At 67.8% G+C, this 16,959-nt stretch carries 13 protein-coding genes; 3 read left to right on the top strand and 10 right to left on the bottom strand.

The genetic code is table 11. The annotated features are described in order from the left end of the window. Positions 1-189 precede the first annotated feature (189 nt). Positions 190-1,032: a universal stress protein gene (locus tag MKD38_RS12920; RefSeq protein WP_252677362.1), complete on the top strand. Its 843-nt coding sequence runs from the start codon at positions 190-192 to the stop codon at positions 1,030-1,032. 88 nt (positions 1,033-1,120) lie between these two features. Here MKD38_RS12920 and MKD38_RS12915 read toward each other — a convergent pair whose 3' ends face one another. Next, the gene (locus MKD38_RS12915) at positions 1,121-1,495 is read right to left on the bottom strand and encodes a VOC family protein (RefSeq protein ID WP_252677360.1); all 375 of its coding nucleotides are present in this window, start codon (positions 1,493-1,495) and stop codon (positions 1,121-1,123) included. Positions 1,496-1,557: 62 nt separating this feature from the next. Further along, on the bottom strand, positions 1,558-2,160 hold the full coding sequence (locus MKD38_RS12910) for a cysteine hydrolase family protein (RefSeq protein ID WP_252677358.1): 603 nt from the start codon (positions 2,158-2,160) through the stop codon (positions 1,558-1,560). Positions 2,161-2,410: 250 nt separating this feature from the next. Between MKD38_RS12910 and MKD38_RS12905 the strand changes: the two genes are divergently transcribed. Beyond that, complete coding sequence (locus tag MKD38_RS12905; RefSeq protein WP_252677357.1) at positions 2,411-4,690, top strand: TonB-dependent receptor; 2,280 nt, start codon at positions 2,411-2,413, stop codon at positions 4,688-4,690. Positions 4,691-4,790: 100 nt separating this feature from the next. Here MKD38_RS12905 and MKD38_RS12900 read toward each other — a convergent pair whose 3' ends face one another. From MKD38_RS12900 to hppD, 7 genes are all read right to left on the bottom strand, one after another. Beyond that, entirely contained in the window at positions 4,791-5,663 is an 873-nt protein-coding gene (locus tag MKD38_RS12900) for a MipA/OmpV family protein (protein WP_256504831.1), read from the bottom strand. A gap of 131 nt (positions 5,664-5,794) precedes the next feature. Then, positions 5,795-8,002 carry a xanthine dehydrogenase family protein molybdopterin-binding subunit gene (locus MKD38_RS12895; protein ID WP_252677355.1) on the bottom strand — a complete coding sequence of 736 codons (2,208 nt, stop codon included), beginning with the start codon at positions 8,000-8,002 and terminating at the stop codon, positions 5,795-5,797. Beyond that, entirely contained in the window at positions 7,999-8,997 is a 999-nt protein-coding gene (locus MKD38_RS12890; RefSeq protein WP_252677354.1) for an FAD binding domain-containing protein, read from the bottom strand. The genes MKD38_RS12895 and MKD38_RS12890 overlap by 4 nt, the downstream gene beginning before the upstream one ends. Before the next feature lie 7 nt (positions 8,998-9,004). Beyond that, complete coding sequence (locus MKD38_RS12885) at positions 9,005-9,577, bottom strand: 2Fe-2S iron-sulfur cluster-binding protein (RefSeq protein WP_252677353.1); 573 nt, start codon at positions 9,575-9,577, stop codon at positions 9,005-9,007. Between the two features lie 272 nt (positions 9,578-9,849). Continuing rightward, positions 9,850-11,046 carry an amino acid aminotransferase gene (locus MKD38_RS12880; protein ID WP_252677351.1) on the bottom strand — a complete coding sequence of 399 codons (1,197 nt, stop codon included), beginning with the start codon at positions 11,044-11,046 and terminating at the stop codon, positions 9,850-9,852. Between the two features lie 114 nt (positions 11,047-11,160). Further along, complete coding sequence (locus tag MKD38_RS12875; RefSeq protein WP_252677349.1) at positions 11,161-12,555, bottom strand: amino acid permease; 1,395 nt, start codon at positions 12,553-12,555, stop codon at positions 11,161-11,163. 188 nt (positions 12,556-12,743) lie between these two features. Then, on the bottom strand, positions 12,744-13,823 hold the full coding sequence (gene hppD, locus MKD38_RS12870; RefSeq protein ID WP_252677347.1) for a 4-hydroxyphenylpyruvate dioxygenase: 1,080 nt from the start codon (positions 13,821-13,823) through the stop codon (positions 12,744-12,746). A 237-nt stretch (positions 13,824-14,060) separates the two neighbouring features. Here hppD and MKD38_RS12865 point away from each other — a divergent pair, with 237 nt between their 5' ends. After that, complete coding sequence (locus tag MKD38_RS12865; RefSeq protein WP_025581629.1) at positions 14,061-14,534, top strand: Lrp/AsnC family transcriptional regulator; 474 nt, start codon at positions 14,061-14,063, stop codon at positions 14,532-14,534. A 10-nt stretch (positions 14,535-14,544) separates the two neighbouring features. Here the strand turns inward: MKD38_RS12865 and MKD38_RS12860 are convergent, their stop codons facing one another. Beyond that, positions 14,545-16,506: a PAS domain-containing hybrid sensor histidine kinase/response regulator gene (locus tag MKD38_RS12860; protein ID WP_252677345.1), complete on the bottom strand. Its 1,962-nt coding sequence runs from the start codon at positions 16,504-16,506 to the stop codon at positions 14,545-14,547. Positions 16,507-16,959: the final 453 nt, after the last annotated feature.

The raw sequence follows: 16,959 nt of genomic DNA, 5'->3' as shown, positions 1-16,959 counted from the left end.
AGCGTCCTTGATCGCAGCCAGGAGCGGGGTGATGGCGACAAGACTTTGGTTTAGCGAATCGGCCCGTTGATCTGCGTCGAACGCCGCCGGGTCCCACTGGCTAGACTGTCCTGTAGGGGAGGGGATGTCGACCAGGGCGGCGACACCGGTTTTCCGCTGGAATGACAAACCAAAGATCGGAACCTCATCATGGACTTCAGGACCATCCTGGTCGACCTCAGCGAAGATGCGGCACGGTCGGCGCGCATTGAAACGGCCGCACGCCTTGCAGCGAAGTCCCATGGCAGCGTAATCGGCCTGACGGCAACGGGCACGCAGCTGGAACCCTTCCGCGGGGCCGGAGAGGGAGCCGGGCAATACGCCGCGTCCGCCGCCAGCCATGTGCGGAATCTGGCTGACGATCACAGGCAGGCACTCGACACGCTGGTCAGGCAAGTGGCGCCCGGCATTCCCGCGCGGCACGTCGTTGTTACCGCGGAATCCGGCTGGGCGCTGGCCAACGAAGGACGTTTCGCCGATCTTATCTTGCCGGCACCGCCCTCGGCGCAGGCCGATGTGCCGGGCCTGCTGGCCGCGGTTGCCGAGTATGCGATGCTCAACGCCGGCCGGCCCATCCTGCTGGTGCCAGGCGACTCCGCCCCGCCCATTGGCGGCCATGTTGCCATCGCATGGAACGGCGGCCGCGAGGCCGCGCGGGCGGTAGCCGACGCACTGCCCTGGCTGGCGCACGCCAGTGCCGTCTCAGTCGTGATCGTCAGCGCCGGCAAGTCCGGCGCCGAGGTCGAGAAAGAGGCCTTCCTGGCCAGCGCGGACCGACTCGCAGCCTGGCTGCACGATCATGGCATCCACGCGAATGTGCTGGCCCGCGAGGGCGACCCCGACCGAGTTCTGCCCGGACTTGCCAGCGAGATACAGGCCGACCTTCTGGTCGCCGGCGGCTATGGCCGCTCCCGGCTGCGGGAACTGGTGCTGGGCGGCACCACCCGTTTGTTGCTGCGGCAGTCGGGCTTGCCGGTGTTCATGTCGCATTAGGCGTGTACGCCGCCGGTATGGGTAGCGGGGCGTGATGGACGGCATGCGCCATGCGCGGACCCTTCCGGACCTTCTCTCGTTGGAACGATCACGCATCGGGCACGTGGCAAACCACCTCGAGATTGTGCCCGTCAGGTCCAATGACGAACGCCGCATAGTAGTTCGCGTGGTAGTGCGGCCGCAGTCCCGGTCCACCGTTGTCTGTGGCACCCGCGGCTAGCGCTGCGCGATAGAAGGCGTCGACCTGCTGCCGGGTCTCGGCGGTAAACGCCAGATGCAGGTGTGCCGGCTTCTCCCCGGTCTGGAACAGGCACAGCGAAGCCTTGCCTCTCGCGCAGAGTTCGACACCGTATGTCGGCGGCCCCTCCGACGCCACCGTTACGCCGAGCGGTGCCAGGGCCTTCAGGAAAAACGCCTTGCTCGCGGCATAGTCGGTGACGCCGAATTTAACGTGGTCGAACATGGCTTCTCCTCTGTGGTTGGTGTGTCGCGTCGCCAGACCGTGTGCCGACGTCCCGGTCGCGCTCAGGCCAGCAGAGCCAAGGCATCAGCGAGCGACAGCACCGTGGTGCGCGAATCGAATGCCGTGGCGAACAGATGGTCGTGCACGACCTGGTCCGGGTCGTAGCAGCAATCCTTGACCGTGAACAGGCGGAAATCCGCATCGCTTGCATACGCCACCGACGACAGCACCACGCCGGTCGAGGCGATGCCCACCATCAACAGGGTATCGATGCCCTGCGCTGACAGCCTTACCTGCAGGTCGGTACCAAAGAACACGCTGGCGCGATGCGCGACGATCAGCGGTTCATGGTCCCGCCGCTCGAGTCCGGGGGAGATCTGGTCGTCGACGAACAGGCCAAGCCGCCTGATGCCCTGCCCGTTGCGGTTCAACGGGCTGACTTCCGGATAGCCCGGGCTGAAGTGGATCTTGGCGAAATAGACGCTGACGCCCCGGGACCGAGCGGCGTCGCACAGCTTGCGCGTGTTGGCAAGCAAGGTGGGGGCGACGGAGGGAAAGAGCGCCAGGATGTCGGTCTGGTAGTGCATGACTACCAGGGCGGTTTGCGCGGGAACGATAGGCGGGATGGGATCGGTCATGCTGAGCGTACCGGCGTGGTTTTCCATGCGAGGTTGGCGGCGGGCCGGATCGCCTGGTCCATACGCGATGGAGGGCGACATAAGGCTGGCTACAGCGAATGAAGACCGACTCTATCACGGCAACCAGCGCAGGTTCCGATCCCCCCATCTGCGCTGCCATGTGCCTCGCCAAGCATAAGCAGGGCCGCATCCGCGCTTGCTAACACAATCAGGAATCATTATCATTTCCGGTTTTGTTACAAATCATTAAAGTAAGCCGCGCGCGCCTGCTGCCACCATGCAAACCCTTCCGGCCACCTCCTTCTGTTTCGCCCTTCGTCCTCGTCCGTTATCCCTGCTGATCTGTGCCATTGCGGGCACGCTGCCGCTTGTCTGCGCCGCACAGGCCCAGGCCCAGGCCCAGGCCCAGGCCCAGGCCCAGGCCCAGGCCCAGGCCCAGGCCCAGGCACCGGCCGCGTCGGTGGAAGCGGGCAGCCTGAATGCCGTGGAGGTGCGCGTCGACCGCATCAAGAGCGACCTGGTCAACCCGATGCGGCAGGTCACGGTGATCGAGCGCGAGGAACTGGACGAGCTGCGCACGGGGTCGACCAACCTTGCCACCATGCTGAGCAAGGTCATTCCGGGGATGGCCGATTCCAGCCGCACGGTGACGGATTTTGGACAGACGCTGCGCGGGCGCAGCGCACTGGTGCTGGTCGACGGCATCCCGCTGAACACCAACCGCGATTCGGCGCGCAACCTGGCGACCATCGACCCCAGCAATATCGAGCGCATCGAGGTGCTGCGCGGCAGCAGCGCGCTCTACGGGGCGGGTGCCAGCGGCGGCATCATCTCGATCACCACGCGCCAGGCCGGCGGGCCGCCGAGCGCGGACACCACGGTCACGCTGGGCACGCCGCTGACGCGGCTGAGCAAGGAAGGCCTGAGCGCCAACGTGCAGCAGCATTTCTCCGGCAGCCAGGGACCGATCGACTATGCCTTCCACCTGGGCGCGCAGCGCATCGGCAGCCCCTACGATGCCGAAGGCAACCGCATTGCGCCGGAGCCCAGCCAGGGCGATCTCTTCGATTCCAATGTCTACAACCTGAGCGGCAAGCTGGGCTGGCGCATCGACGGCCAGCAGCGGCTGCAGCTGAGCGTCAGCCGGTACCAGGCCAAGCAGAACACCGACTATGCCTCCGATCCGTCGGTGGCCCGCGCGCCGGCCGGCTCCACCGCCGCGCGCGCGATCCGCGGCCTGCAGCTGGACAACCAGAACGAGCTGCGCAACACCGTGGTCAACCTGGACTACCAGCACCAGGACCTGTTCGGCAGCACGGTATCGAGCCAGTTCTATTACCGCGACTACTTCACGCGTTTCCCGCCCTTCGATGCGCGCGCGGTGGCCACGCGCGGCGGCAATGTCGACCAGATCAGCCAGAACAGCGACGTGTTCGGCGGGCGCCTGACCATCAGCACGCCGCTGGGCCAGGCCAAGGCCACCAAGCTGCTGTGGGGCGCCGACTACAACCAGGAGCGCAGCGACATGCCGCTGGACCTGTTCGATCCGCGCGCCTACGACAGCAGCGGCGGGCTGGTCTTCAACCGCATCGGCACGGCCACCTACATGCCGCCGCTGACCACGCGCAGTGGCGGCATCTTCGGCCAGCTGCAGCACAAGTTCAGCGAGCAATGGTCAACCGAGGGCGGCCTGCGCTATGAGCGCGCCAGCGCCAGCTTCGATGACTTCGTGCCGCTGTCGCAATCGCGCGTGAGCAACCCGGCCACGGTCAAGGGCGGCACGGTCAACTATGGCGCCTGGCTGTTCAACCTGGGCGCGGCCTATGCGCCGGTCAAGGGCCAGGAGTTCTATGCCTCGTTCAGCCAGGGCTTCCAGCTGCCGGACATCGGCCTGCAGATCCGCAATGCGCGCGCCGGCTTCGATATCAATTCGTCCAGCCTCGATCCGGTCAAGACCAACAACTATGAACTGGGCTGGCGCGGCGCGCTGGGCAATACGCTGGCGAGCGTGGCGCTGTTCTACACCACCTCCAAACTTGGCGACGTGCAGAGCTTCAACAACGGCCTGATCCTGACCCGCACCGAAGAGCGCATCGCGGGCGTGGAAGCGGCCGCCGACTACCGCTCGGACGACGAGCGCTGGGGCGCGGGCGGCACCATCACCTGGATCAACGGGCGCGAACGGCCGCAGGGCAGCGCCGGCCTGCAGGACATGACCGGTTACCGCATCCCGCCGCTCAAGGTCACGGCGTACCTGCAGTTCCGTCCCGTGAGCCAGTGGAGCAACCGGGTGCAGCTGAGCTACTACGCCAGCCGCGATTACCGGCTCAACGGCCAGAACAGCTTCGGCCGGCGCGAGGTCGGCAGCTATACCACCGTCGACCTGATCAGCCGCTATGAACTGACGCGCACGGACACGATCACGGTCGGCATCGAGAACCTGTTCAACCGCAACTACTACCCGCTGTACAGCCAGCTGCTGCGCAACAGCAACAACACCAGCCGGCTGCCGGCAGCGGGCATCACGCTGACGGCGATGTACCAGCACCGCTGGTAAGCGCGGCGCGGCTGGCGGCGCTTGACGCCGCCAGGCGGCTGAATCAGGGATGCGGGCCATCCAATGTGCGATAGCCGAACCAGCCTGGCCGCGGCGATCGTCAGAATTCGTAGTTGACCGACAGGTCGAACACCGCGTTGGTGCGCTTGCGCGTGATCGGGCTGTCGGCCGCATCGCCGGCTAGCTGCGACACGGCCACGTCAGAGCTGGCAAACCAGTGTTTGGCGAAGTACCACACCGAGGTCACGCCGAAGCCGTATGACTTGATGCCGCCGCGCGCATGGTATTGCGGCCGGCCGGCGCGCGCCTGCGCGGCGCTGACGCCGTACCAGGCGTTCATGTAGCGCGAGTCGGCCAGCGTGACGGTGGGGCCGGCGAACCAGAAGAATTTCTCCGAACTGCCGGGCAGCGGCATATAGGCACCGATATCGCCGACCCAGCCGTCGCTGCCGCCCAGGCTGCGGCGCGCGTCGATGCGCAGCACCAGCGGAAACTCCTTTGAGACCGCGTATTCGGCGAACAGCTTGCCTTCCGGCGCCGGGTTGATATTGCCCATGCCGTCCAGGTGCGGCGAGTCATCCTGCCCACGCCGGCCCAGGTTGTAGGTGAGCGCGATGCCCGCGCGCCAGTTCCTGCCGCGCAGCAGGTTCACGCCCAGCCCTTCGCCAATCGACGCAAAAGCAAGGTCGCGGTAGCGGATATCGATGCTGGGGCCGCCGATCACGATGTACTCGGACGAACCGTCGTAGCGCGGCCGCAGCATCGCGGCGGCGCCAAGCCGGACCTGCCAGTCGGGAATGTCGTCCTGGAACAGCTTCTGCAGCGGAATGCCGGCGGAGAACTGCCATTCCGCCAGCGGTGCCGGCGTCTGGGCGCTGGCCGGGGCCGCGGCCAGCAGCGCGCCGGTGGCCAGCAGCAGGGCGATGCACGAGGAAGTACGCGGTGGAATTCGCTCGGTCACGGCAGCCTCCATGCCCGCATGGCGGGCAGCCAGGTTGCGGGCGCGGGGCCCGTGGGCGACATCTTTCCACCGGATCGCGGCCGGCGCAACCACTGCCGCAGCCAGCGCGGCGCCTACGGATCCCTGCCTGGTGCCGGGGGCGTTCAGTTCAGCAGCTTGTCCAGCGTGATCGGCAAGTCGCGCACGCGCCGGCCGGTGGCGTGGTACACGGCATTGGCAATGGCCGCGGCTACGCCGACGATGCCGATCTCGCCGATGCCCTTGGTGCCGAGCGCGTTGATATGCGGATCGTCCTCGTCCACCACCGTGACCTCGATGGTGCCGATGTCGGCATTGACCGGCACGTGGTACTCGGCCAGGTTGGCGTTGGCGACGCGCCCGGTGGCCAGGTCCAGCTCGGTCTTTTCGTGCAGCGCCATGCCGATGCCCCAGACGATGCCGCCCATCAGCTGGCTGTGCGCGGTCTTGCGGTTCAGCAGCCGGCCGGCGCCGTAGCTGGCAACCACGCGGTGGACGCGGATCTCGCCCAGTTCCGGGTCGACGCGGACTTCGGCAAAGACCGCGCCGAAAGCATGCATGGAATAAGCCTGGCGCTCCTTGCCGGGCTTGGTGCTGGCGCGGGCCTCGATGGCTCGCCCGCCCGCACGCCGGATCGGCGCGGTCATCGGTTCGCGCTGCGCCGGATCCGAGCGGCGTTGCAGCCAGCCTTCGACGATTTCGATATCCTCCACCGGCGCGCCAGACAACGGCGAGGCGGTATCGGCCACGGCCTGGCGGATCAGGCGCAGCCGTGCCGCTTCGGCCGCCTGCTGCACTGCGGGCGCGACGCTGGCCACGGACTGCGAACCGCCCGACACCGGGGCTTCCGGGAAGGCCGTGTCGCCCAGTTCAAAGCGTACGCGCTCCGGCGGCAGGCCCAGCGCATCGGCGGCGACCTGCGTCATCACCGTATAGGTGCCGGTGCCGAGGTCCTGCGAGCCCGAGCGCACCAGCGCCGTGCCGTCCGGCAGCAGGCGCACCATCGCGCTGGCGGGCGAGCGGTAGGTGGGGTAGGTGGCGGTGGCCATGCCCATTCCGACCAGCTTGCCGTCGGCCTGCATCGAACGTGGGGCGGGATCGCGGCGAGCCCAGCCGAAGCGCCCGGCGGCATCGCGATAGCACTCGCGCAGCGACTTGCTCGAGAACGGCAGCTGCTTGTCCGGATCGGTGTCGGCGTGGTTGCGCAGGCGCAGGGCCACCGGGTCGAGGCCCAGCCGCTCGGCCAGTTCGTCGAGCGCGCATTCCAGCGCAAAGCTGCCCGGGGCTTCGCCCGGCGCACGCATGAAGGTGGGCGTGCCGATGTCCAGCTCGACCAGCCGGTGGCTGGTCTGCACGTTGGCGCAGGCGTAGAGCCGGCGCGTGATCAGCGCGGCGGATTCGAGCCATTCCTCGATCGCTGCAGTGCATGCGGTCACGTCATGACGGAGCGCGTGCAGCGTGCCATCCGCTGCCGCGGCGGCAACCACATGCTGCTCGGTAAAAGGCCGGCCGCCCACCGGGCCGAACATCTGGGTCCGTTCCACCACCAGCCTGACCGGGCGGCTGACCTGCCGCGCCGCCATCGCGGCCAGCACCACGTGCGACCACACCGAGCCCTTGCAGCCAAAGCCGCCGCCCACATACGGGCAGATCACGCGCACCTTGTCGGCAGCGATGCCGAACGCGGCCGCGACCGCCTTGCGCACGCCGCTGACGTACTGCGTTGCGTCGTACAGGGTCAGCTGGTCGCCATCCCACGCGGCGAGGGTGGCGTGCGGCTCCATCGGGTTGTGGGTTTCCATCGGCGTGGTGTAGACCGCGTCGATCACGGCTGCGGCGCCGCGCCGGCCCGCATCGGGATCGCCGCGGCGGCTGTCCGCGGATTCGTCCTCGTCAGGCTTGCGGGCCCGCGCGCGCGCCTGCGCGAAGTCCAGCTCGGCATCGGCCGGCCGGTATTGCACCGGCAGGCAGCGCGCGGCGTCGCGGGCCTGCTCGAGCGTATCGGCCACCACCACCGCGATGGGCTCATTGTTGTAGTGGACCGTGGTGTCCTGCAGCAGGCTCATCACGTGGCCGGCGGTGGGGATGTCCGCGGCCGCCTTGCCGCCCCGGGGCAGGTGCGGGGCGTTGAACGGCGTCAGCACCAGCCGCACGCCCGGCATGCGTTCGCACGCGGCGGTGTCGATGGCGACGATCTCGCCGCGGGCGATGGCGCTGGTCACCATCACCGCGTGGACCAGTCCCGGCAGGGTGTGGTCGGCGGTGTAGCGGGCGCGGCCGGTGACCTTGGGGATGCCGTCGACGCGGTCGAGCGGGGTGCCGGTCACGCTCATGTCGAAGCTCCTGGCGGGCCGTTGGCAACCTTCAGCGCGAGGGCGACGGCGCGCTGCGCCAGGGCGATCTTGAACGCGTTGTGCGCATATGGGTGCGCGCCGTCGAGCAGCAGCCGCGCCGCGTCGGCCGCGCTGTGCGCACTCAGCGGCCGGCCGGCCAGGGCGCGTTCCGCCGCGGGCACGCGCCAGGGCTTGTGCGCCACGCCGCCCAGCGCCAGCCGGGCGCTGCGCACGAGCTTGCCGTCGAGGTCCAGCGCCGCGGCGACCGAGACCAGCGCGAAGGCAAAGCTGGAGCGGTCGCGCACCTTCAGGTAGTGCGCGTGGGCGGCGTAGGGCGAGGGCGGCAGGTCGATGGCGACGATCAGCTCGCCGGGGGCGAGCATGGTGTCGCATTGCGGTGTGTCGCCGGGCAGGCGATGGAAGTCGCCGATCGGGATGCGGCGCTCGCCGGTGGTGGCGCACACCACGATCACGGCCTCGAGCGCGGCCAGCGCCACGCACATGTCGGAAGGATGCACCGCGATGCAATGCTCGCTGGCGCCGAGGATGGCATGGATGCGGTTGATGCCGTCGCGCGCGCCGCAGCCCGAGCCGGGCTTGCGCTTGTTGCAGGCCGGAAAGCCCAGGTCATAGAAGTAATGGCAGCGGGTGCGCTGCAGCAGGTTGCCACCTACCGTGGCCATATTGCGCAGCTGTCCGGAGGCGCCAGACAGCAGCGCCTGCGCCAGCAGCGGATAGCGTTCGCGCACCAGCGCATGGTTGGCCGCATCGGTGTTGCTGGCCATTGCGCCCAGGCGCAGGCCGCCATCGGGCAGCGCCGTGACCTGGTCCAGCGGCAGCCGGCTGACATCGACCAGCAGCCGCGGCGCTTCCACGCCGGCCTTGACCAGGTCCAGCAGGTTGGTGCCGCCGGCCACATAGCGCGCGCCCGGCTGGCTCCCCAGGCGCATGGCGTCGTCGACCGAGCCCGGCCGTTCATAAGCGAAAGGATTCATACCGGCCCTAGCTGCCGTCGCCCTTGCCGCAAACGGCGCGGACCGCGGCGACGATATTGGGGTAAGCGCCGCAGCGGCACAGGTTGCCGCTCATGCGCTCGCGGATCTCGTCGTCACCGAGCGGCAGGGGAGCCGGGCTCAGCGGCCGCACCGCGCTGGCATGGCCGGCCTGCGCCTCGGCCAGCATGCCCACCGCCGAGCAGATCTGGCCGGGGGTGCAGAAGCCGCACTGCAGCGCGTCGTGGGTGACGAAGGCCTGCTGCATCGGGTGCAGCGTATCGCCGCTGGCCAGCCCTTCGATGGTGGTGATGCGGCGGCCTTCCTGCATCACCGCAAGCGTCAGGCAGGCGTTGATGCGGCGGCCGTCGACCAGCACCGTGCACGCGCCGCACTGGCCGCGGTCGCAGCCTTTCTTGGCGCCGGTCAGGTGGAGGATTTCACGCAGCGCGTCGAGCAGCGTGCAGCGCGGTTCCAGCTGCAGCGTGCAGGGCTTGCCGTTGACATGGAGCGTGACAGCGCGGGTGGCCGCGCCTGGCGGGGCGGTGGTGCTGCAATGGGCCGGAACGTTGTCTTCGGACATGGGCGAGCCTTCTGTCGGCGTCCCGGCATGTCGTCAGAAGGCGCCGGGAATACCGGAAGGCTGCAAGTTCAGTGCCGGGCAGCGCCCCCGCCATGGCGCCGCGGGCGGTACGGCTACGCCCCGGAGCAAGCGTCAAAAACGCCACGCGGTGCGTGTAGAAATTACGCTGGGCCGTACGTGTGGCGATGGGTGCGGCCATGTCCGATGATACCTGGCCCCGAAAACAAAAACGGCGCCCGAAGGCGCCGCCATGAGGCCGTGTGGGACCGGGCTCAGCCCTTCAGCACGCTGCCGATGGCCTTGGCCACGATGCCGACATTGCGCTCGTTCAGCCCGGCCACGCACATGCGGCCCGAGCGCAGCAGGTACACGCCATGCTGCTCGCGCAGGCGCTCGGCCTGGTCGGCGCTCAGGCCGGTGTAGGTGAACATGCCGCGCTGGGTCAGGTAGCGCGACAGCGCCTCGCCGCTGACATGGTCGCGCAGATTGTGGTGGATGGCCTCGCGCATGCGCGCGATGCGGCCGCACATCTCGGCCAGTTCCTGTTCCCACAACTGGCGCAGTTCGGGCGTGGTCAGCACCTTGGACACCACGCGCGCGCCGTGCGTGGGCGGGTTGCTGTAGTTGGCGCGCACCGCGCCGGTCAGCTGGCCCAGCACGTTGGATGCTTCGGCCGCGGTGTTGCAGAACACGCTCAGGCCACCGCAGCGCTCGCCGTACAGCGAGAAGTTCTTCGAGAACGAGTTGGCCACCAGGCAGGGCACCTCCTGCGCCACCAGTTCGCGGATGGCGAAGGCGTCGTCTTCCAGGCCGGCGCCGAAGCCCTGGTAGGCCATGTCGACGAACGGCAGCAGCTGGTTGGCCTTGAGCAGCGCGATCAGCTGGCGCCACTGGTCCTGGTTCAGGTCGACACCGGTCGGGTTGTGGCAGCAGGCATGCAGCAGCACGATGCTGCCGGCCGGGATCGCACGCAGTGCATCGATCATGGCGTCGAACTTCAGGCCGCCGGTGGCATCGTCATAGTACGGGTAGGTATTGACGGTGAAGCCGGCGCGCTCGAACACCACGCGGTGGTTTTCCCAGCTGGGGTCGCTGATCCACACCTGCGCTTGCGGATAGTAGCGCTTGAGGAAATCGGCACCCACGCGCAGCGCGCCCGAGCCGCCCAGCGTCTGCAGCGTGGCGATGCGGCCGGCTGCGCGCGCCGGCGAATCCTCGCCGAACACCAGCGCCTGCACGGCGTTGCGGTAGGCCGCCAGGCCCGACATCGGCAGGTAGGGGCGCGGCCCCATGTCGGCCAGCAGCGCGGCCTCGGCCTGCGCCACGGCCTGCATCACCGGCAGGCGGCCGTCGTCGTCAAAGTAGATGCCGATGCTGAGGTTGACCTTGTCGGTGCGCGGATCGCGCTGGAAGTCCTCGTTGAGCGAGAGGATCGGATCGCCGGGAAAGGCCTCGATGTGTGCGAACATGGGATGCGATGGAGTTGGGTCGGGGGCGGCTGCCGCGGCGCAAGGCGCCGCGCAGCATGGGATTTTAACCGGCGGCGCCCGCAGCCTGCAGGCGCCAGCCTGGCTGGGGGCCGGTCAGCGCAGCTGCTGCGCGGCCACGCCGGCTTGCAGCGCGGCGCCGGCCTTCTTCTGGCGCACCAGGTAGCTCACGCCGAGCACCAGCAGCCACACCGGGATCAGGTACACCGAGAGGCGCAGGCCTTCGGTCAGGTACATCACCACCAGGATGCCGGCCAGGAACACCAGGCACAGGTAGTTGGTCAGCGGATAACCCCAGCTCTGGAACGCCGTGGCCTGGCCCGCCTTGCGCTTGTCGGCGCGGAACTTCAGGTGGATCAGGCTGATCATGGCCCAGTTGATGATCAGCGCCGACACCACCAGCCCCATCAGCAGCTCGAAGGCCTTGCCCGGCATGAAGTAGTTGATCACCACGCAGGCCGCGGTGGCCACCGCCGAGAACGCCAGTGCCGTCAGCGGGATGCCGCGCTGGTTGACCTTGAGCAGCGCCTTGGGCGCGTTGCCCTGCTTGGCCAGGCCGTACAGCATGCGGCTGTTGCAGTACACGCCGCTGTTGTAGACCGATAGCGCCGCGGTCAGCACCACCACGTTGAGCACGTTGGCCACCCAGTTGCTGTTGAGCGCGTGGAAGATCAGCACGAACGGGCTGCCGCCGGTGACCACGTTCTCCCACGGGTACAGCGACAGCAGCACCGCCAGCGCGCCCACGTAGAAGATCAGGATGCGGTAGATCACCTGGTTGGTGGCCTTGGGGATGGTCTTCTCGGGCGCGTCCGCCTCGGCCGCGGTGATACCCACCAGCTCCAGGCCGCCGAACGAGAACATGATCACCGCCATCGCCATCACCAGGCCGCCCATGCCGTTGGGGAAGAAGCCGCCGTGCTGCCACAGGTTGGCCACGCTCGCCTGCGGGCCGGCATTGCCGGACATCAGCAGGTAGCCGCCGAAGCCGATCATGCCGATGATCGCCGCGACCTTGATGATCGAGAACCAGAATTCCATCTCGCCGAAGGACTTCACGCTCGCCAGGTTGATCGCGTTGATGATGACGAAGAACGCCAGCGCCGAGACCCAGGTGGGAATCTCCGGCCACCAGTACTGCACGTAGATGCCGACCGCGGAGAGTTCCGCCATGCTCACCAGGATGTACAGCACCCAGTAGTTCCACCCCGACAGGAAGCCGGCGAAGTGGCCGCAGTACTTGTCGGCAAAGTAGCTGAACGAACCGGCGACGGGCTCGTCCACCACCATCTCGCCGAGCTGGCGCATGATGAAGAAGGCCACGATGCCGGCGATGGCATAGCCCAGCAGGACCGAAGGCCCCGCCATCTTGATGGTCTGGGCGATGCCCAGGAAAAGTCCGGTGCCGATGGCGCCACCCAGGGCGATCAGCTGGATGTGCCGGTTCTTCAGCCCGCGCTTGAGCGAGCCGTCATTGTTGCTGGAATGCATGCAGTGTTTCCTCTACCCATTCTCATGGAATGCGGGCCCGCGTCTCTGGCTGTTGTCTGAGTCGGACGCTTGGGCCTGGGGGTCGTCGCCGCGCGCGCGGCAGGGTGTCTGCCGCGCGGGGCGTGCGCGTTGCCTGACCGGCGCGCCGACGAAGGCGGCCGCGACCGGTCAGGGGCAGTCGATGCCGGTCAGGCCTCGACCTTGAGCGTGCCGCGTTCGATCTGGTCGCGTTCCAGCGACTCGAACAGTGCCTTGAAATTGCCTTCGCCGAAGCCTTCGTCGCCCTGGCGCTGGATGAACTCGAAGAACACCGGGCCGAGCGCGGTCTTGGAGAAGATCTGCAGCAGCAGACGGGGCTTGCCGCCTTCGGTGGTGCCGTCCAGCAGGATGCCGCGCGACTTCAGTTGCTCGACGGGCTGGCCGTGGCCGGGCAGGCGGGTGTCGAGCGCCTCGTAGTAGTAGTCGTTCGGTGCGGTCATCAGCGGCACGCCGGCCAGTTGCAGGCGGTCGATGACTTCGATCAGGTTGTCGGTCAGGAAGGCGATGTGCTGGATGCCTTCGCCGTTGAAGGCCATCAGGAACTCTTCGATCTGCCCGGCGCCCTTGGACGATTCCTCGTTCAGCGGAATGCGGATTTTACCATCCGGCGCGGTCATGGCCTTGGAGGCCAGGCCGGTGTATTCGCCCTGGATGTCGAAGTAGCGGATTTCGCGGAAGTTGAACAGCTTTTCGTAGAAATTGGCCCAATACGCCATGCGGCCACGGTAGACGTTGTGGGTCAGGTGGTCGATCACCTTGAGGCCGTGGCCGACCGGGTGGCGGTCGACGCCCTCGATGAACTCGAAGTCGATGTCATAGATCGACTTGCCTTCCTCGAAGCGGTCGATCAGGTACAGCGGCGCGCCGCCGATGCCCTTGATCGCCGGCAGGCGCAGCTCCATCGGGCCGGTCGGGATCTCGACCGGCTGCGCGCCCAGTGCCAGCGCGCGGGCGTAGGCCTTGTGCGAATCCTTGACGCGGAAAGCCATGCCGCAGGCGCTCGGGCCGTGCTCGGCGGCAAAGTAGGCGGCGTGGCTGTGCGGCTCGCGGTTGACGATGAAGTTCACTTCGCCCTGGCGGTACAGCACCACGTCCTTGGAACGGTGCTTTGCCACCAGCGTGAAGCCCATCTGCTCGAACAGCGGCTCAAGCAGGTTGGGGGTAGGCGAGGCGAATTCCACGAATTCGAAGCCCATCAGCTGCATCGGATTGTCAAACAGGTCGGCCATGGCTTTCTCGGTAAGAACGTAGGGGCGGGAAATAATATTGTGGCTTCAGCACTTGCTTGCGCAGTCGCGCCGGGGCCAGCCGGCTCGGCACCAGACCCGTGACGGCATGGGTTTGCGGTGCGCTTGCTTGGGATGCAGTGTATATTCGGGGCGGCAAAATTGGATTTCGTAAAACAGGCAGGGAAACCCTAGATTATGAAATTTGATTGCTTGATTTCTTGAGATGAGGAAACCGAAGTGCAATCAATCGAGCTGGACCGCACCGATCGCCGCTTGCTCGGGGTGCTGCAGGAGAACGGGCGGGCATCCAACCTGGAACTGGCCGAGGCCATCGCGCTGTCGCCGGCGCAGACCTTGCGGCGCCACCGCCGGCTGGAAGAAGCCGGGCTGGTCAAGCGCTATGAGGCGCGGCTGGACGCCGCGGCGCTGGGCTTCGGCGTGGTCGCCTTTATCCACGTGACGATGGAGCGGGGGCATATCCGCGACCTGTCCAACTTCAAGCGGCTGGTGGCCGAACTGGCGCAGATCCAGGAGTGCTTCTCGGTGACGGGCGATATCGACTACGTGCTGAAGGTGGTCGCGCGCGACCTGAAATCGCTGTCGGACTTCTTGCTGGATACGCTGATGCGCATTCCGGGCGTCAGCGGCGTGAAGTCGAGCGTGTGCCTGGACGAGATCAAGTGCACCAGCGCGGTGCCGATGGAGCCCTGAAGCGGACCGGTCAGTCCTCGGGCAGATCGATGCGGTCGCACTGCACGTTCATCGCGCGGCAGACCGCACACCACGATGCCCGCGCGCCGGGCGCGGCCGCGCCGCGGGAACTGGCGCCGCTTGCCGTGTCGGCGGACAGCGCCAGATCTTGCCCCTGGACGGGGCCGGCTGGGTCCGGCTCCGGCGTCTTGGGCGGCGGCGCAGGCCGGCCGCCGCACGCCTGCGACACGGCGGCATCCAGGGCCTGCAGGCCCACCGGCTTGACCACCACGGCGTTCATGCCCGACGCCAGCGCTGCGGCATGATCGGTGGCCACGGCACTGGCGGTGCAGCCGACGATGGGCACGCGGCAGTGGGCGTCGCCGCGGGCCCGCACCGCGCGCGTGAAGGCGAGACCGTCCATCACCGGCATGGCGCAGTCGCACACGATCACGTCGAAGCTGGCGCGGTCCAGCGCGGCCAGGGCTTCGCGGCCATCGCATGCCGTGCTCACGCGGTGGCCCAGGTGTTCCAGCTGGCGCTGCAGCAGCAGGCGGTTGGGGGCGTGGTCGTCGATCACCAGGATGCTGGCGTTGCGCCGCGGGCAACCGGCCATGGGCAACGGCCGCGCCGGCTCGGCTGGTTCGGCCGGCTGTGGCGCGCTGGCGATGGCCAGCGGCAGCGACACCGCCACGCGCGTGCCCCGGCCCGGCTGGCTGGTCAGCGTGATGCGACCGCCCATGGCAGTGGCCAGGCGCCGACAGATCGCCAGCCCCAGCCCGGTGCCGCCGGGGTGGGTGCGCGCGCAGCCGTGCACCTGCTCGAACGGCTGGAACAGCCGGGCCTGGACCTCGAGGGGAATGCCGATGCCGGTGTCGGAAACGGTCAGCAGCACGTGCTGGACGCCGTCGCAGGGCGCCTGCGCGTCCAGGCGGACGTGGACCGTCCCGCTGTCGGTAAAGCGCACCGCATTGGACACCAGGTTGGCCAGGATCTGCCGGAAGCGCAGCGCGTCGACCTGATGCAGGGGCGCCAGCGCGGCGCTGACGCCGCTGGTCAGGGGCAGGTTTTTTTGCGCGGCCACGGGTCCGAAGATCAGCAGGGTATCGTCGACCAGCGCTGACAAAGACGCGGGCGCCGGATGGATGCTGAACTTGCCCGCCTCCAGCTTGGACAGGTCGAGGATGTCATCGATCAGCGCCAGCAGCCCCAGTGCCGACTTGTGCGCGGTGACCAGCTGCAGCCGCTGCCCGTCGGGCAACTGGCTTTGCGCCAGCGTCAGCTCGAGCATGCCGGTGATGGCATTCATCGGCGTGCGGATCTCATGGCTGACCGACGCCAGGAACGCAGACTTGGCGCGGTTGGCGGCTTCGGCCTCGGTCTTGGCCTGGGCCAGCTCGGCCAGCATCTGGTGGCGCTCGGTCAGGTCGACGCAGCCGCCGGCCAGGCCCTTGACGGTGCCGTCGGCGCCGCGCAGCGGCGTCAGCCAGTTCAGCACATGCAGGGTGCGGTCGCCCAAGCGCAGGCATCGGTCCGCGCACAGCGGCGCGCCGTCTTCGATGACCTGGCGGTAGTCGTGGGCCAGTTCCGCCATGTCGACGGCAAGGGGGTGTGACGCCTGCAGGGCGTCCAGCGGCTGCCCCACCAGGGTGCCGCGGCTGGCGCCCAGCAATTCCTCATAGCTGCGGTTGCAGGCGACGAGCTGCAGACGGGCATCGCGCAGATAGACCGGCTGCGGAATGCCGTCAAGCAGCGCGGTCTGGATTGCGACGCAGTCTTTCAGCGCGATCTCGGCGGCCCGGCGCCGGCGCACTTCGCGGTACAGCGCGATGATCCACGCCAGCAGGCATGGTGTAAGCACGCAGAGCACGGCGGTGGACCAGCCCAGCAGTTGCGCATGCGAATCCGGCGCAGGCACCTGGGCGGATGCTGGCAAGGTTGCTGCCAGTGCCGCGGTCACCATGCCCTGCGACAGGCCGATGGCCACGGCCATGGCGCAGGCGAGTCGCCGCGCACGCGCGCTCCGGCCCGTACGTGTCGGTGGCCGGGCGGGTTGGGTGGAATCGACAGCAGCACGAAGCGGGTGCGTGGTGGCGGGTGGCGCGGCAGGAGAGGGCGGACGGAACGGCAAACGGGTTGGCGAGGTCAGTGAAGTGTTTTCACTCTAGGGGCCCGGGCCCGCCATCTCATTAGGACGAATCTGAAATTGATACGGAAATTTCGAAATCGCGGGCACTTTGCCGTCGGCCGCGCCACATATAGAACACAATCTGGGCCCGCTTGCGGCGCGATGGCAAGCATGACAGCGGCGCTGCAATGCCGGCACGTTTGCGGTGCATCACATGAACGGCACCCCCGCTATGGCAAGCACGGCCTTTCGGAAGAAACCACCCGTGCCTCGGAAATTTCTGGTTTCGTAAGGCGCAAAGGCTTAGCACAATGATGT

The sequence above is a fragment of the Cupriavidus sp. WGlv3 genome (genome assembly GCF_023952475.1).
Taxonomy (GTDB): domain Bacteria; phylum Pseudomonadota; class Gammaproteobacteria; order Burkholderiales; family Burkholderiaceae; genus Cupriavidus; species Cupriavidus phytorum.
This window is presented reverse-complemented; position numbering and strand designations above follow the sequence as displayed.

What these genes read in the sequence shown, in the direction of transcription:
- MKD38_RS12920 (WP_252677362.1), top strand. Translation starts at nt 190, where the DNA reads ATGGACTTCAGGACCATCCTGGTCGACCTCAGCGAAGATGCGGCACGG.
- MKD38_RS12915 (WP_252677360.1), bottom strand. Translation starts at nt 1,495, where the DNA reads ATGTTCGACCACGTTAAATTCGGCGTCACCGACTATGCCGCGAGCAAG.
- MKD38_RS12910 (WP_252677358.1), bottom strand. Translation starts at nt 2,160, where the DNA reads ATGGAAAACCACGCCGGTACGCTCAGCATGACCGATCCCATCCCGCCT.
- MKD38_RS12905 (WP_252677357.1), top strand. Translation starts at nt 2,411, where the DNA reads ATGCAAACCCTTCCGGCCACCTCCTTCTGTTTCGCCCTTCGTCCTCGT.
- MKD38_RS12900 (WP_256504831.1), bottom strand. Translation starts at nt 5,663, where the DNA reads ATGGAGGCTGCCGTGACCGAGCGAATTCCACCGCGTACTTCCTCGTGC.
- MKD38_RS12895 (WP_252677355.1), bottom strand. Translation starts at nt 8,002, where the DNA reads ATGAGCGTGACCGGCACCCCGCTCGACCGCGTCGACGGCATCCCCAAG.
- MKD38_RS12890 (WP_252677354.1), bottom strand. Translation starts at nt 8,997, where the DNA reads ATGAATCCTTTCGCTTATGAACGGCCGGGCTCGGTCGACGACGCCATG.
- MKD38_RS12885 (WP_252677353.1), bottom strand. Translation starts at nt 9,577, where the DNA reads ATGTCCGAAGACAACGTTCCGGCCCATTGCAGCACCACCGCCCCGCCA.
- MKD38_RS12880 (WP_252677351.1), bottom strand. Translation starts at nt 11,046, where the DNA reads ATGTTCGCACACATCGAGGCCTTTCCCGGCGATCCGATCCTCTCGCTC.
- MKD38_RS12875 (WP_252677349.1), bottom strand. Translation starts at nt 12,555, where the DNA reads ATGCATTCCAGCAACAATGACGGCTCGCTCAAGCGCGGGCTGAAGAAC.
- hppD (WP_252677347.1), bottom strand. Translation starts at nt 13,823, where the DNA reads ATGGCCGACCTGTTTGACAATCCGATGCAGCTGATGGGCTTCGAATTC.
- MKD38_RS12860 (WP_252677345.1), bottom strand. Translation starts at nt 16,506, where the DNA reads ATGGCCGTGGCCATCGGCCTGTCGCAGGGCATGGTGACCGCGGCACTG.